Here is a 14,498-nt window from a genome sequence, read left to right as displayed (position 1 = left end):
GCCGGCGCGCGGCCCGCGCCGCCCAGGGCCGTGGCCAGCAGGGCGCGCCAGGCGGCGGCCGTGTCGGGGGCCGCAAACACGGAGTGGTACAGCAGGCCCAACGTGAGCAGCGTCACCAGCACCTTGCTCAGCGTTATCCAGGGGCCCCACTTGGCGGGGCCGCGGGGCGAATGTTGGGGCCCCGGCGCCGGGGCAGCGGCGGCCGGAACAGGGGCCGCCCGGGCAGCGGCAGAAACAGTTGAAACGGCCGGGCCGTGGGGCCCCGCAGCAACGGCGTAACTTTGTGAAGGAGGCCTAACCTCCGCGTTCCTTTCCCCGCGCCCGCTTTGCCCCCCTTCGTCCACCCCCGCCCCGCCCCGCCGGCCGATTTGCTGCCCAAGGTCATCATGGGCGTCGACCCCGGCACCCAAATCATGGGCTACGCCGTCATCGAGGTGCGCGGGCAGCACGTCACGGTGCTCCGGTACGACGTCATCAACATGAAAGCCCTCGGGTCGAATCATGCGGTAAAATTAAAGCGGATTTTCGACCGCATGATTGAGTTGATCGACGAGTTTCTGCCCGACGAGCTGGCCATCGAGGCGCCGTTTTTTGGGGTGAACGTGCAAAGCATGCTCAAGCTGGGCCGGGCGCAGGGCGTGGCCATCGCCGCCTGCCTCTCGCGCCAGATTCCGTACGTCGAGTACGCGCCCACCAAGGTGAAGCAGTCGGTGACCGGCTCGGGCAGCGCCACCAAGGAGCACGTGGCCCACATGCTGCGCCAAACCCTGGCCCTGCCGCCCATCGCCGAGGCCCCCAAGCTGCTCGACGCCACCGACGCCCTGGCCGTGGCCCTGTGCCACCACTACCAAAAAGGCAACAACGCCACCGCCGCCGGCGGCAAAAGCTGGGGCAAGTTCCTGGCCGAAAACCCCGACCGCCTCAACGCCGCCACCACCAAAAAAGCTACGCCGCGCGCCACCAAAAAAACGGTGTAACATGCTACAGCATGGACACTGTGAGTCCGCGCGGTTGAACGGGCTCGGCGCGTGTAGCGCGGACTTTGTAGTCCGCGCTACAAGTGCGCAATTACCGTTTAGCGACCGTTCAACCGCGCGGACTCGCAGCGGCCACGCTACAGGCCGGGCAGGTTGGGCAGGGCCCCCACCAAGTACGTCACGGCGTAGCCGCCAATGTCCACCCGGTCGCCGCGCAGGCGGCACCACAGCTCGCCGCCGCGGGCCGATTCCTGGCGGGCAAACAGCTCGGTTTTGCCCAGCTTAGCGGCCCAGAACGGGATGAGCGTGCTGTGCGCCGAGCCAGTGACGGGGTCTTCGGGTACTCCCACTTCGGGGGCGAAAAAGCGCGACACAAAATCGACGCCTTCGGGGCCGGGAGCAGTGGCAATCAGGCCGATGTAGCCCAGCGCCACCAGGGCCCCAAAGTCGGGGCGCAGGGCCAGCACCTCTTCAGCCGAAGCAAATTCAACTACCAAATCGCGCGAGGCCAGTACCGCCAGTGGCACGGCCGCGCCGGGGCCCAGCGACTGGGTGAGCACGGCCGGCACCTCGTCGGGGGCCAGCGGGCGGGGCGGGCGGCTGGGGAAGTCGAGCGTGAGGCGGCCGTCGGCCTCGCGGCGCACGCGCAGCGGGCCGCTCTGGCTCTGGAACACGATTTCGTCTTTAGCAAAGCCGCGCTCGTTCCACAGCACGTGGGCGGTGGCCAGGGTGGCGTGGCCGCACAAATCAATCTCGAACGTGGGCGTGAACCAGCGCAGGTGAAAATCGGCCTCCTGACCGTTAAGCGGCACGTAGAAGGCGGTTTCGGCCAAGTTGTTTTCGGCAGCAATTTGCTGCATCAACGCGTCGGGCGGCCACGCTTCGAGCGGGCAAACGGCGGCGGGGTTGCCGGCAAACGCGCGGCGGGCAAAGGCATCGACTTGGTAGATGGGAACGGACATGGCGGAAGGAAAGGCGGAGTACTGCGCTAAGCGCGGCGCAAAGATGCGCGCCCGCCGCCGGCCGCCGGGGCCCCGCCTGGCTTCCGGCCACCGGGTGGCAGCTAACGGCAAGTCCGCTGCCGCCAGGTCCCTAACCGCCGCCCCGGGGGCCTACAGCTGCTTGCGCAGCAGCAGGCCCGAGTAGGCGTAGCCGTTCACGTTCAGGCCCTGGATGGGCGAGAGGGACACGCCCGCGGCGCTGGCTTTTTTGTGCAGTTGCGGCACCACCACGCCCATGGTAGCGCCCACGGCGTAGCCCAGCAGGTTGTCGGTGAGGAAGTGTTTGCCGGCTTCGATACGGAAGTACGCCACGGCCACCGGCACGGCCGCCGCCGCGCCCCACACGTAGGGCTGGGCCCGCGAGCCAGGGTTGAAGTCGTGGAACACCTTGGCGGCGAAGAACGTGGCCGTGGCCGCGTGGGCCGTGTGGCCGGAAAAGAACGAGTTGGTGGCGATTTTGCCCGTGCGGTCGCCGCCGCCCTCGGGGCCGTAGAGGTAAGGCCGGTTGCGCGCCACGTTGCCCACCGAAGTGGTGAAAATGGCGTCCGTGGCGAGCATCGTTTCCAGGTACAGCGCCACCACCTGGCCGTAGCGGCCGCGCGCGGCGGGGTTCAGGGCCAGCAGGCCGGGGGCCACCAGCAGCGAGCCGTAGCAGAGGAAGTCGCTGGTGGTCTGGGCCCGGTCGCTGTAGTAGCCGGCCGAAAACCGGTCGATGCGGGGCACGTCGTCTTTGCTAAGGGCCGCCAACTCGGCTTCGGTGAGGCCAGTTTTTTGCTGCACCCGGTAGAGGCCAAAGCCGCTGACGGCCCCGAGGCCCAGCGTGATGGGCGCATCGACTACAAACCGGGTGTGGTAGGGCGACGGCGCCTGCTGGGCCACGGCCACGGGGGCCCCAGCCAACAGTAAGCTCCCGGAAAGCACTAAGGAAGAGAAGAATTTCATCAAATAAGGAGGGTTTGAGTAGAAGCCCGAAACGCAGGAGCGCGCGCCGGGGTTAGCGGCGCCCGGCTGTTTTGTTCAACCGTTCGCCACTGCTCCAGCGGCGGCGCAAAATGCATGCCGTTGCCCAGCTTACTTTCTCGGGGCCCCGGCTACCGAACGCGCCCGCCGCGCTACAGGTACGACAGCCACCAGTGCGTGTGCTGCTGCTTGTAGCCCTGGTACCAGCGGCAGGGCCAGTACAGCAGCGCCACCACTGCCGCCCACACCGCGTAGGCCCGCCACAGGCTGGGGTGGTAGCCGGCGGGCAGCCCGGCGCCGGGCGGGGCAAACGACAGGTTGAAGGGCTTGCCAAACGCCAGCGCCGTCCACCCGAACGCGCCGCCGCTGAGGAGGCAAAAGTGCAGCAGGTAGTAGAACATCGGCACGCGCCCGTAGGTGCTCAGCCAGCGGCCCAGGCGGCCGGCGGGGCCCCAAGCCGCCAGCAGCACCAGCGCCACGCCCAGCGTGAGGCACAGAAACAGCAGCGACGGCGGGTACTTCGTGACGTTCACGAACGACAACGCGCTGTACAGCAGGCCGCGGGCTTGCACGCTCCATGGGGCCGGGTCGCCATACCAGTTGGTGGCGCGCAGGGCCCCAAACAGCAGCAGCGCCCCCGCGCCCGCCGCGCCCAGCCACCGGGTGCGCTGGGGCGCCGGCAACTGGAACCAGGGCCCCACCGCGTAGCCAGCGGCCATCACGGCGGCCCAGGGTAGCACGGTGTAGGCTACCAGCACCGGCAGCTGCGGGGTCAGTTTGAACAGAAACGGCTGGCCGTAGAGCAAGGCCCAGCCCACGTTGGCCCTCGTGACGGGCTGGAGGAAGGGCAGCAAGTGTTGTCCAAAAATAAAGGCCAGCGCCAGGGCCCCCACCAGCCAGCGCGGCAGCCAGATGAGGCCGGCCAGCAGCACCATGCTCCACCCCAGGGCCCAAATCACTTGCAGCAAAAGGGCGTTGTAGCCCCACTGCAACAGGAAGTTAATAACGACGACTTCCAGCACCACCAGCCACAGCCCACGCAGCAGCAAAAACCGGCTGACGGCCCCGCGGCTGGCCTGCTTCTGCTGGTAGAGGAAGACGCTGGTGCCGGCCAGGAACACGAACGTGGGCGCGCAAAAGTGCGTGATCCAGCGCGTGAGGAACAGCGCCACCGACGCGTGGGCCACGTCTTCGGGCCGCACCGCGGTGGGGCTCCAAAACTCACGGATGTGGTCGAGGGCCATGATGACCATGGCCAAGCCCCGCACGATGTCGATGGCGGCCACGCGCGGCGTGGCCGACCGCAGGGCAGGGCTAGTGGGCAGGTGAGCAGCGGGTTGGAGCATAGCGGCGGGAATAGTGCAACCGCAATATATAACTCCAATTTCCGGTTTTACGCCTATTTTTCTCGCGCCGAAACCGGCTGGCCCCGGGTTCGGTTGCGGGGCCCCGGGCGGCCACTGGGGCCTATCAGCGCGCCAGAAATCTGGCAATCAGCGCGTTCATTTCCTGCTGCTGGGCGGGCGTGGCGCCGTCCCACATGTCGTTGTGCAGGGTGGCGGGCAGCTGCGCCACGGCGGTGCCGAAGCGCCGCTGCTCGGCCGGCGTGGGCAGCACGCCGGGGTCGGCCACCTGGTCGCTCGAGCGCAGCGACAACACCCGGGGCCGGCGGGCGCGGGGAAACGGCATGCGGCGGCTGTCGAGTGACACGACGCGCCGCACCAGCGCCGGGTGCTCCTGGGCGAAAAGCATGGCCATGTCGCCGCCGTTGGAGTGGCCCACCAGCAGCAGCTGGCCGAAATCGACGCGGGGGTATTGCTTCCGCAATTCCTGCCGCACAAACAAGATGTTTTGCACCCCGCGCTCCCAGTTGGGCCGGCGTACCACCTGCGGGGGCCCCACGGTGGGGATGGGTTCGTCGGTGGGCAACTCGTGCTGGATGCTGGCCACGAAGTAGCCCTGCGCCACCAAGTTGCGGGCGATGCATGAGTACGCCGTGTTCGTACCGCCGTAGCCGTGGCTGAGAATGGCCGCTTTCAGCCGCGTTTTGGGCCCCCAGCCGCTGGAGAAGTACAGCGCCACCGGCACCACCCGCTGGCGGGCGCTGTCGAACAGCGCCAGGCTATCTAGGCGAACGTCGGCTGGCCCCAACTTGGTACGCAGCGTTGGTCCGCCCGGCCAGCGGCCGGCCCGGCTGGCAACTGGCCAGGAACAAGACCAAGCCCAGCATGCGTAACAGTTTCGCGGCCACGGCAGCTAACGGGCCGGTAGTTGGGCCGGGTCGTGTGGGTTGAGCACCACCAGGCTGGCTACCTGCCGAAAATCCGCCGCGTTCCGAGTTAGCAAGGGCAGCCCGTGCACTAGCGCCGTAGCGGCAATAATGGCATCAGGCAGCTTGATGCGGTGCTGCTGGCGCAACCGGATGGTTTGCTGGGTGACGAGCTCATCAAGGAGTAAAATGGTGGTCGCCGCAATGAAATCTTCCAGCAATTGCATATCGGCCGGACTGCCAAGCCAAGAAAGCAGCTCTATCTGCACTACTACGGACAGCGCCAAACCGCCCTCATCAAGCACCCGCTGGAACCAGGCAGTACTCGCTGCGGGCAACTTATTGTTCAGAAAGTCAATTCCCGCGTTAGTATCGGCTAAAATGTACGCTCCCATTCCTGCCGTGCTTGCTCGGTGTGTTCCCGCAACTTACCAGCCGCGGCATCGCTCAGACTACCGGCCCATTTGCGCTTAGCTGGCGCAGGCGTTTCATCCGCTGGCACTACCCGCAAAATGTGCAGTGCCTCTAGTTGCCGCAGCAGCTCATAGGCTTGCTCGCTCAGGGGTTCGATAAGGATGGGAGCCATGGGAAAAACAGTTTTTCGTTGCCCTAAGATACCAGCGCAATGGCCGCGCCGCGAAATACAACGCCTGAATTAGTACGCTTTATTCGTGCTCGTCGGCCGTTTCGATTGGGTGGCCGAGTTACATGAGCAACCGTTGCAACTCCAAATAAGCCGCCACACTTGATTCAATCATTACGCCATCGTCTGTCCGCATAAATAGGGATTGGAAACAGATATTGAGCACATGTAGTAGGTTGTGCTGTTCCCCATAAAAAGCCAACGCATCGCGGTAAATGGGGACGCTCCTAGAAACCAATTCTTCACCAGCTGGAATACGCAGGGCCCCACTGAGTTACTGAGCCACTGCCGATTACACGCTCGATTACCGCTATTTGATCAACAGAATTATCAGTAGCTGACTTTTTATCCGTTGGCGTTTTCAGGGGGATATTTCCACTAAAATCAGCTTCTAAGCCGCGCAGCTTCCGCAACGAACCGGCTTGCTGCATAAACCACGCACGGTGCAATTCCTGCTTGGCTTGCTTAATTGCAACGACGGTTGCCTCGCGCAACGCGGCCAGCTTGGGGCCCCGGTTAAACGAGTAGGTTACAATGTAACTAAACTGCTGCTGGTCCCAAAATTCGGCGGTGGTCATGAAGCGAGGCGGTTAACGCGGTGCTGAGTGCGAGCGTAAACTACGCACTCCACCTAAACCCCTGCCCGCCATGGCTACCGACTACCAACCCATTGATTGTGGCTTTTATGACGTGCTGGAAGCTGCGGCCACCCGCAAGCAGCCGGTTTATTTACAATATTTCAACGACTTGCGGCAGCTGTGCCAGGAATCGGTCGCCATCAAAACGTTCGTCACCCGCGACCACGCCGAGTACGCCCAGCTGGCCTCGGGCGACGAAGTGCGCCTCGACCACATCATCCGCATCGACGACACGCCCGCGCCGGGCTACGCCGACTACCCCGATTTCCGCTGCGGCTGCTAGGGCCCCGGCAACGGTTAGCCAAACGCCCGCCCCGATGCACTCGGGGCGGGCGTTTGGCTGGGGGCCCTACGTCCAGTATTGAATGGGCGCGTTCGGGAAGCGGCGCTGCCATTCGGCATAAAACCAGGTCTTTAGCTCCTTCATGGTGGGCGGGTTGTACACGTACTTGAGGCCCCCGAACTTGTTGCGCTTCACGGCGCGGTCGGTTTCGCTGAGGTCGAGGGTGGTGCCGGGGTACCAGCCGAGCAGCACCTCTTTGGAGCCGGGCGTGAAGCGGTGCGTGACGAACTCCACGGTGAGGTCGCAGTCGAAATCGAAGGCGGCCTGCACGCGGTCGAGCAGCTCGCCGTAGTGCTGCTGCCAGTCGGGCAGGGGCATGATGGGGGCCAGCAGCACGCCCACCGGGTAGCCGCCGCCGCCCTGCGCCACGGGCAGCGCCAGCCGCCGCAGGGCCTGGATGCGGGCCTCGATGCTGGCCGTGCCGCCCTCCAGCTGCCGGGCCAGCGGCTCGGCGTTGAGCGAGGCGCGGGCGCGGTGTGGCCGTTGTGGGGCAGGCCCAGCAGGCTTTCTACGTGGTCGTACTTGCTCACGAAGCGCAGGCGCCCGCCCTCGCGGCCGGCGAAGTAGCGCACGGTTTCGGCCAGGGCCCCGGTGAGGTGCTCGATGCCCAGCACGTCGGTGTAGCAGCTGGCTTCGAAGCTCACGGGGCGGTCGGCCCGCTCGTATACCTGGGTGTTGGCCAGCAGCTTGGGCAGGTTGGCGAAGGCGCGCACCACGGGCGGGCCGCTGAGGCTGCGGCCAGGTAGCAGTACTGGCAGTGGGCGGGGCAGCCCTCGGCGAGGTTGAGCTGGAAGTCGGCCGAGGGCGGCGTGGGCTGCAGGCGCAGGGCCCCGGCGGGGGCGTTCACCACGGCCAGCGTGGTTTTGGCGGTGCGGTAGGTGGCGCGCTCGTCGTCGCCGCGCAGGCCGGTGAGGCGGTTGCTTTTCAGCAGCTCAATGTCAAGGTTCAGGGCCGTGGCGCGGGCCAGGATTTGCTGGCCGTAGTCTTCCTGTAAGGCGTCGGGGGTGAAGAGCACGCGCTTGGGCAGCCACAGCTTGGCCCCGTGCGTACGAGGGGCGGCGGCATCGGCGGAAACGTCGGCGAGTACCGGCGGGGCCACGGGCACCGGGGCGTTGAGAACGGGCAAAAAGAGGTCGGTCTGCATTGGTTGTTTAACACCCCGGGCCGTACAATAGGTCCCTCCGGGGCCCACCAGGGACTATTTATTCGCCTTTGCTGCCAAGTAGTTAGCCATTATTTTCAATTGTTTTCGTTGCCCTTCATGTCCTTCGCCTCCCCCGCCCCGCTCATTCTCACCCTGGCCCTCGACGCCGATTCGCAGGCGTATTTCAACGAGCTGCGCCGCCAGCACTTCCCGCCGAAAATCAACTACTTGGCCGCGCACGTCACGCTGTTTCACCACTTGCCGGGCGAGGACGAGGCCCAATTGAAAACCGAGCTGGCCGACACGTGCCGGGCGCTGGGGCCCCTGCCGGTGCAGGTGGCCAGCGTGCGCTCGTTGGGCCGGGGCGTGGCCTTCAACCTGGAAAACGCCGAGCTGCGCGCCCTGCACCGCCGCCTGCAAACGGCCTGGGCCCCGCGCCTCACGCCCCAGGACCAGCAGAAGCTCCAGCCCCACGTCACCGTCCAAAACAAGGTGGACCCCGCCGTGGCCCGCCAGCTGCTGGCCGACTTACAGGCCGACTTCCAGCCCTTCGCCGCCACCGGCACCGGCCTGAAGCTGTGGGCTTACCGCGGGGGCCCCTGGGAGTTGCGGGCGGAATTCCCCTTTGGGGGCTAAAGCTGAAACTGAGGCGCCGCTACTGGCCTTGCCAGGCGGCCAGCTCGGCTTGCTGCTCGCGGCGCACTAGGGCCTGCACGGCCGCGTCGGGGCCCCGGCCGACGATGATGAGCGTGCCGTGCTCGCGGGCGTAGGGGTTGGCGACTTCGCCGGCGCGGCGGTAAGACGCGAAGTGCGGCGCGATTTCGGGGTGGAATTCGTCGTCGATGATTAGGGCGGCGCGGTAGGCCTGCGGGGCGGGCCACCAGAACAGGAAGCTGCCGTTGGTGCTCTGGGCCGGGGGCAGGGCGCGGTGGCGGTTGTAGTAGTTAATGGCGCTGGCCTGGCCGTAGTTGGCGCACTTGATGAGGGTGTGGGCGCGCACCGAATCGGGCAGGGCCTGGTAGGCGGCCCAGGTTTTATCGGCCAGCTCGCGCCAGCCCAGCATATCGGCGTAGTCCTGGGGCAGGGCGTGGTCGCGGCCGTCTTCCCAGCGGTAGAGGCCCAGGCCGGCGTAGCGCAGGCGCATGGCCCGCATGGCAGCGGGCCCCGCCACGGGGTAGATGAACGGGAAAATGGGCGCCAGCAGCGCCAGCGGCAGGGCCACCAGCGCCGGCCGCAGCACAGCTTTCCAGCGGAAGTTTTGTAGCCGGGCCTCCCACCACACCGCCCCGAAGCTGAACAGCACCGGGTAGTAGCCCAGGGCGTAGTAGTCTTTGCCGTGCAGGGCCGCCAGCAGGCCCACGCCCAGCACCGGCACCCAGCCCAGCGCCCGGTACGCCCGGAATTCGCGGGACAGCAACAGGGCCCCCAGCCCCGGCGCCCACACCCACACGGCGGCCAGGCACAGGAGCAGCTGCATCTTCCAGAACGTGCCGGCCTCGACGTGCACCAGCTGGCTGTCGTGCAGCAGCTGCATGTGGTGGCGCACCGGCAGGCCGTGGGCCAGCTGCCAGGCCAGGTTGGGGCCCCACAGCAGCAGCGCCAGCCCCAGCGCGCCCCAGAAGTGGCGGCTCCCCAGCAGCCGGCGGGCGGGCGTGAGCAGCAGGGCCCCCACCAGCGCCGACCCGAAAAACAGCGTTGTGTACTTGTTCAGCAGGCCCAGCCCCAGGCCCACGCCCAGCCCGTACAGGGCCGCGGGCCGCTGGGTTTGCAGGTAGCGCGCCAAGCAGTAGAGGCTCAGCACGAACCCAAACACTTCGAACGAGTTGGGCTGGAACAGCAGGTTGAGCCGGGCGAAGGCCGTGCCCAGGTAGCAGGTGCCGGCCAGGGCCCCCGCAAACCAGCCGCCGCCCAGCCGCTGCGCCAGCCGCACCACCAGGTACACGGTGGCCGCGCCCCACAGAAACGGCCAGAATTTCACGGCCCAGAAGTCGCCGCCCGCCGCGTTCGTCAGCCAGGCCTGGGCGGCCGTCAGGGGCGGCACTTCGAGGTAGCCCCAGGCCGGGTGCCGGCCGTGGGCCAGGTACAGGTACTCGTCGCGCTGCAGCTCGTACAACGGACTGAGCAGCAGGTAGCCTGAAGCGAATTTGACCAGGGCAAATAGCAGGGGCAACAGGCGCGCTTTCATGCGGGCAAGGTAGGGCCCCTACCTGGTTAAAAGCAATGCCGGACGGGCTTCGCTGGTTTGCCCGGCGGCCGGGGCTACTGGCGGCGGGCCCGGGCCTGGCTGTGCACAAACTGGTGCAGCAGGTTCCGCAGCACGGGGGAAGCATTCGGGGCGTGTTTGGCCAAGAAGCTGGTTTCAACGGGGTTGAGGTAGCCGTCGAGGACTACCTCGCTGGTCGAGGTAGTGTGCAGGAAGCCCATGTGCCACTCCGGGAAGGTATAGTCGGTCAGCGGGCCGTCGGCCAGCACATGCAGGCGGCGATGGCGCAGGTCGCGGGCAATGCGGCCGTAGTAAAGCTCGTACACCGCTGCCGTTTCGCCCTCTAGCAACTGCAAAAACAGGCCCTTGCTATACAGCAGCATACCCCTCAGGCCGGCGGCTTGGTTGCGGGGCCGGGCCTGCGCCAACAGCGCCCGCAGTTCATCATCGCTAAAGGGTTGGGTAGCAGTGCTGGCGTATATTAATTGATGCATAGACATATTAAAAATTAGTAAATATATTTTTAGCAATTATACCAATTTACCTTATTCTTTGCTACTTTTCAATAAAACAGCGAATACTTAGGGCTTGTCGGTCAGTATGTTAATTTTTTAGCTCGGCTTTCCCAGGGCTCCGTGCCTCCCCCAAGGCCCCTGCATCCCCGAGGCAGCTGCCTCCGGGCCAAGTAGATGATCAAGCCGGTGGCCCACGCGTGCAAGGCCGCGCCAGGGCCCTACTCAGGCAGGAGCCCGGCCCAGCGCAGAAACTCCGCGCCCACGGCGTCCCAGTAGAAGTCGTCGTAGTTCACCTGCCCGTCCTTCACGCCGAAAAAGTTGTGCTCGCGCCCCGCGTAGGCCCGAAAGGTGAAGTTGGTTTTGTGCCGCCGGATGGCTTCGAGGCGCAGGTAATCGTCGCCGGACACACCCCGATCCTGGGTGCCGTAGCCCACGAAAATGGGCACCTGGGCGCGCAGCAGCACCGGCAGCAGGGGCGTCGAAAACGAGTAGGTGTTGCGGTTGTCGTCGCCCACGCAATCCGCTGCGGCCGGGTCGGCCACCGCCTCCTGCCAGCGCCGGAACGTGCCGGTGGCGCTGGCCGTGTCGCCGGCCTGGCGCGCCTCGGCCAGCATGGACATCAGGCGGCCCAACGGGTTACCGCTCAGGTACACGGCGCGGCTCACCAGGCCCGGCACGGCGGCCAGGTGCGCGGCAATGGTGCTGCCCTCGGAGTGGCCGCCCACCACCACGCGGCCGGCGTCTACCCACGGCTGCTTTTTGAGGTAGCGCAGCACGGCCACGTCGCGCTGCACATAGTAGGTCAGGTAGTTGCGCTGGCAGTAATAGGCCGAGGGCTGGGTGGCGCCAAACATTTGGTTCGGGTTTTTGCCCTCCACGTCGGCCACCAGCGGGATGCCGGGCTTGCCGATGATGGCCAGGTGGCAGGTGCGCAGCACTTCTTTCGGGTGGAACGGGAACACCGGGTAGGGCCCACGCTGGTCGTACAAAATCAGCGGCGTGGGCAGCGAGCCCTGCGCCCAGAGCAGCAGCGGCTTGCGCACGGCCGCCTCCCCGGACTGCGAGAGCACCAGCACGTCCACGCTGTCGCGGCCGAACATTACCACCAAGTGGCGGTAGCCGAAGGTTTCCGGCGCGGGCAGGGCCGCCGGTTGCGCCACGGCCACCCGGGGCCCCAGCCAACTCATCAGCGCCACCAGGCACCCCGTTACTCGTTGCATTTTGCGCCCCTTGCTGGCCGCCAGCACCGGCGCTGGGGCCCCGCAAGGACCTTACAAGCCCCGCGGCAGTTGCACCCGGGCCAGGTACTCGCCCAGGCCGGCGGGCTTTTGGAACACGTGGATGAAGAGCACGGCTTCCTCGCCGCGGCTGCGCCAGGTTTCGGCGTAGAAGTCGCCCACCGCAAACAGCGTCAGGTCGAAGCTGTCCTCCTGGCGCTCGGCCAGGCGGTGGCCGTGGTGGGCTAGGTACTCGGTCTGGCGGCGTTGGTGCAGGGCTTTGAAGTCGGCGAAGGTCATGCGGGCAGGGAATGGCAGCGGCCGGGCAAAGGTCGGGCGGCGGCGCGGCTTGCCGCCCGGGCCCGCAACTGGACTGGCTTTTACCGCCCTTCGCCGCGCCAGGGGTACCGTTCGTCTGCTGGGGCCCGCGGCAGCAAAACCCTGGCGGTTTAGCACCTGTTAACAGCTCTCTACCCGATTTTTAATGCATTTTAGCGCCCCTTGCCTTGGCTCCCTACAGCATTCTCCACCGGCCCGACCTCCACGTCTTATTTCTGCGCTGGCTGCGCGAAACCACCCTGGCCGAAGCCCAGCCTCTTACCAGGAACTCCTGGCCCTGGCCCAGCAGCACAGCTGTGCCCGCTGGCTGCTCGATGCGCGCCGCGGTGGCCCCATCGACGTGGTGGAAACCAACTGGCTCGCCAATGAGTTTTTTCCTGAAGCCGCGACCCAGCTGGCGCCGTCCCCGCTGCGGCTGGCCGTGTTCAGCTCGCCGGCCCGCATCGAGCAGATGCACGCCGACGACGCCGTGGCTTCGCCCGTGGCCCACGCCCTGGCCCCCGAGCGCCCCTACCAGGCCCGCGTGTTCGCCGACGAAGGCGCGGCCGTGAACTGGTTGCTGGACCAGCCCGCTTAATCCCCGGCGCAAATTCAGGAACGCCACCCGGCCGCTCCACCAGCCGGCCTAATTCCTGGCCCACAAAAAACCCCGCGGCTCGCAATCGGTAACGATTGCAAAGCGCGGGGACCGAAAACGAGCCATCGGCGCGGGGGCGCCAGCGGCTCGGGTTACCGGGGTCCTACCAGAGGCGCGTGTCGCTGATACCGGCGGGCAGCGGCGGGTGCTCGGCCAGGCCCAGCACGCACCAGCCTTCCTCAACGCCGAAGGCGCCGCCTTGCAGCACGTGGCTGGCCCAGCGCAGGGCAATGCGGCCGCTGTGGGCCCCGGTTTCGGGGTCAAATTCGCGCAGCAGCAGGGCGTCGCCGGCCTGGAAGTTGCGGTCGTTCAGGCGCACGTCGAACGGCTTGGTGCCGGCTTCGATGGCGGCGTAGCAAGAGGACCAAATATCCAGCTCGTGGAGCTGGCAGTTGTCGGGAACCGACACCTGGATGTGGTTCGAAGGGACAATTCTCATAACGATTAGCAGTTAATTATATAACAGGCGGGGCGCATGCTTTTTCGCGCACCGCCGCAGCAATGTACCCAAAAAACCGTGGGCGCGGCACGTAAGACAAACTCAACAGTACCAGCTCAGTCGGCCGGCAGGGCTTCCCCGGGAAGTACAATAACCGGGCCTCAAATGTGGGTTACGCCAACGGGTTGTGCTGTACCAAATAGTCCGTCTCCGACCCTACGTCGCGCAGCGCCACCCGCGACTCCCAAATCAACAACACGCTGGCGTAGAAGAACATTCCGCTGCCCGCCAGGGCCAACCCCGTCAGCAGCCAGGCCGCCGTCAGGGCCAGCACCTCGATGGCGCCGATGACGACGATGCTGGCCACAAAGATACCCAAGGCCAAGTAAAGACAAGTCATGGCCTGCTGCAGGAGCCGGGCGCGACGGGCCGAAAACACCAGCTGCTGGGTGAGGTATCCGTGCTCGTCGGCGTCGGGCGGGGCCCCGGCGGCGGTTGCGTCGCGCAGGCTTTTGAGGGCGGCGGCCACGGCGCGCACCCGCTCCAGGCTGCGGCTCAGGCGCTGCGAAGTGGTGAGCACCAGGGCCCCGCAGGCCGACACCAAAATGGCGGGCGTGACCATGGCCGAGAGCGCCGTGAGGGCCCCCGGCACGTCGCGCAGAAAGATGGCAGGATGCGGCATGCCGCGAAGTAACGGCCCGACCAGCCGGGGGCCCTATCTTCCGCGCCCTTTCTTCTTGCTTGCGCCTTGCCAAATGCATACTCCCCGCGTTGATCCAGCATGCCTCGCGCTAGCGGCAGTTGCTCCGAGTGCGGGGGGCGCGGGCTACGGTTCACCGCGCGGGGCGACTGGTCGAGCAGTTCATTTCTTATTAGGATTGATGCTGGCACTGGAGGCAAGCGGGGCCCAGGCGCAGGCCCCTGCCTGGCGGGCGGCGGTGGCAGCCGGCTCAGCCACCGGCGATTATTCGTCCGTCAGCGCCACAGCCACCGACGACGCGGGCAACGTGTACCTGGCGGGCAACTTCGCCGGCACGGTCCGCTTCGGCCCCTTCGCCCTCACCAACGCCACCACCGACGGCCAGCGCGACGCCTTCGTGGCCAAGTGGAGCCCAGCCACCGGCGCGCTCCTGTGGGCCCAACGCGCCGGGGGGCCCGGCAACGACGCGGCCA

Annotated in this window: 17 protein-coding genes and 2 pseudogenes; 5 read left to right on the top strand and 14 right to left on the bottom strand. The window is 66.4% G+C overall.

Translation table 11 applies throughout. From position 1 onward, the window contains the following. Nucleotides 1-386: 386 nt before the first annotated feature. A complete protein-coding gene (gene ruvC / locus BEN49_RS02975; protein ID WP_070740551.1) occupies nt 387-977 on the top strand; it encodes a crossover junction endodeoxyribonuclease RuvC in 591 nt (196 codons plus the stop codon). A 137-nt stretch (nt 978-1,114) separates the two neighbouring features. On the opposite strand, the gene BEN49_RS02970 is transcribed toward ruvC, so the two are convergent. The 7 genes from BEN49_RS02970 to BEN49_RS02940 form a co-directional block, all read right to left on the bottom strand. Beyond that, nucleotides 1,115-1,939, bottom strand: coding sequence for a PhzF family phenazine biosynthesis protein (locus BEN49_RS02970; RefSeq protein ID WP_070740542.1), 825 nt, complete (start codon nt 1,937-1,939; stop codon nt 1,115-1,117). A 150-nt stretch (nt 1,940-2,089) separates the two neighbouring features. Then, nucleotides 2,090-2,920: a phosphatase PAP2 family protein gene (locus tag BEN49_RS02965; protein WP_070740539.1), complete on the bottom strand. Its 831-nt coding sequence runs from the start codon at nt 2,918-2,920 to the stop codon at nt 2,090-2,092. A gap of 170 nt (nt 2,921-3,090) precedes the next feature. Beyond that, nucleotides 3,091-4,284: an acetyltransferase domain-containing protein gene (locus tag BEN49_RS02960; protein WP_070740536.1), complete on the bottom strand. Its 1,194-nt coding sequence runs from the start codon at nt 4,282-4,284 to the stop codon at nt 3,091-3,093. A 124-nt stretch (nt 4,285-4,408) separates the two neighbouring features. After that, on the bottom strand, nt 4,409-5,089 hold the full coding sequence (locus BEN49_RS02955) for an alpha/beta fold hydrolase (RefSeq protein WP_070740534.1): 681 nt from the start codon (nt 5,087-5,089) through the stop codon (nt 4,409-4,411). A gap of 105 nt (nt 5,090-5,194) precedes the next feature. Then, nucleotides 5,195-5,602 carry a type II toxin-antitoxin system VapC family toxin gene (locus tag BEN49_RS02950; protein ID WP_070740532.1) on the bottom strand — a complete coding sequence of 136 codons (408 nt, stop codon included), beginning with the start codon at nt 5,600-5,602 and terminating at the stop codon, nt 5,195-5,197. Then, nucleotides 5,584-5,793 carry a hypothetical protein gene (locus tag BEN49_RS02945; RefSeq protein WP_070740529.1) on the bottom strand — a complete coding sequence of 70 codons (210 nt, stop codon included), beginning with the start codon at nt 5,791-5,793 and terminating at the stop codon, nt 5,584-5,586. The genes BEN49_RS02950 and BEN49_RS02945 overlap by 19 nt, the downstream gene beginning before the upstream one ends. 299 nt (nt 5,794-6,092) lie before the next feature. Beyond that, on the bottom strand, nt 6,093-6,428 hold the full coding sequence (locus tag BEN49_RS02940; protein WP_070740526.1) for a hypothetical protein: 336 nt from the start codon (nt 6,426-6,428) through the stop codon (nt 6,093-6,095). A gap of 70 nt (nt 6,429-6,498) precedes the next feature. Between BEN49_RS02940 and BEN49_RS02935 the strand changes: the two genes are divergently transcribed. After that, nucleotides 6,499-6,771 (top strand): hypothetical protein, encoded by a 273-nt coding sequence (locus BEN49_RS02935; protein ID WP_070740523.1) that lies wholly within the window; start codon nt 6,499-6,501, stop codon nt 6,769-6,771. Nucleotides 6,772-6,837: 66 nt separating this feature from the next. On the opposite strand, the pseudogene BEN49_RS30740 reads toward BEN49_RS02935, so the two are convergent. Next, a pseudogene (locus tag BEN49_RS30740) lies at nt 6,838-7,975 on the bottom strand (spore photoproduct lyase family protein). Nucleotides 7,976-8,092: 117 nt separating this feature from the next. On the opposite strand from BEN49_RS30740, the gene BEN49_RS02925 reads away from it, so the two are divergent. Then, on the top strand, nt 8,093-8,611 hold the full coding sequence (locus tag BEN49_RS02925) for a 2'-5' RNA ligase family protein (protein ID WP_070740548.1): 519 nt from the start codon (nt 8,093-8,095) through the stop codon (nt 8,609-8,611). A gap of 19 nt (nt 8,612-8,630) precedes the next feature. Here the strand turns inward: BEN49_RS02925 and BEN49_RS02920 are convergent, their stop codons facing one another. The 4 genes from BEN49_RS02920 to BEN49_RS02905 all read right to left on the bottom strand — a co-directional run bounded on the left by BEN49_RS02920 (nt 8,631) and on the right by BEN49_RS02905 (nt 12,210). Beyond that, nucleotides 8,631-10,160, bottom strand: a complete 1,530-nt coding sequence (locus BEN49_RS02920) for a glycosyltransferase family 39 protein (protein WP_070740520.1) — start codon at nt 10,158-10,160, stop codon at nt 8,631-8,633. A gap of 74 nt (nt 10,161-10,234) precedes the next feature. Then, the gene (locus tag BEN49_RS02915) at nt 10,235-10,672 is read right to left on the bottom strand and encodes a BLUF domain-containing protein (protein WP_070740517.1); all 438 of its coding nucleotides are present in this window, start codon (nt 10,670-10,672) and stop codon (nt 10,235-10,237) included. Nucleotides 10,673-10,911: 239 nt separating this feature from the next. Beyond that, a complete protein-coding gene (locus BEN49_RS02910) occupies nt 10,912-11,913 on the bottom strand; it encodes an alpha/beta hydrolase family protein (RefSeq protein ID WP_125916458.1) in 1,002 nt (333 codons plus the stop codon). A gap of 51 nt (nt 11,914-11,964) precedes the next feature. Next, a complete protein-coding gene (locus BEN49_RS02905; protein WP_070740511.1) occupies nt 11,965-12,210 on the bottom strand; it encodes a hypothetical protein in 246 nt (81 codons plus the stop codon). 379 nt (nt 12,211-12,589) lie between these two features. Here BEN49_RS02905 and BEN49_RS02900 point away from each other — a divergent pair, with 379 nt between their 5' ends. Continuing rightward, a complete protein-coding gene (locus BEN49_RS02900) occupies nt 12,590-12,826 on the top strand; it encodes a hypothetical protein (RefSeq protein ID WP_070740508.1) in 237 nt (78 codons plus the stop codon). Nucleotides 12,827-12,989: 163 nt separating this feature from the next. On the opposite strand, the gene BEN49_RS02895 is transcribed toward BEN49_RS02900, so the two are convergent. Continuing rightward, the gene (locus BEN49_RS02895; protein ID WP_083325711.1) at nt 12,990-13,325 is read right to left on the bottom strand and encodes an ASCH/PUA domain-containing protein; all 336 of its coding nucleotides are present in this window, start codon (nt 13,323-13,325) and stop codon (nt 12,990-12,992) included. A gap of 172 nt (nt 13,326-13,497) precedes the next feature. Continuing rightward, nucleotides 13,498-14,007 (bottom strand): DUF2721 domain-containing protein, encoded by a 510-nt coding sequence (locus BEN49_RS02890; RefSeq protein WP_070740505.1) that lies wholly within the window; start codon nt 14,005-14,007, stop codon nt 13,498-13,500. A 199-nt stretch (nt 14,008-14,206) separates the two neighbouring features. Between BEN49_RS02890 and BEN49_RS02885 the strand changes: the two are divergent. Then, a pseudogene (locus BEN49_RS02885) lies at nt 14,207-14,498 on the top strand (hypothetical protein); the annotation flags it as partial.

It is taken from the genome of Hymenobacter coccineus, assembly GCF_001816125.1.
Classification (GTDB): domain Bacteria; phylum Bacteroidota; class Bacteroidia; order Cytophagales; family Hymenobacteraceae; genus Hymenobacter; species Hymenobacter coccineus.
This window is presented reverse-complemented; position numbering and strand designations above follow the sequence as displayed.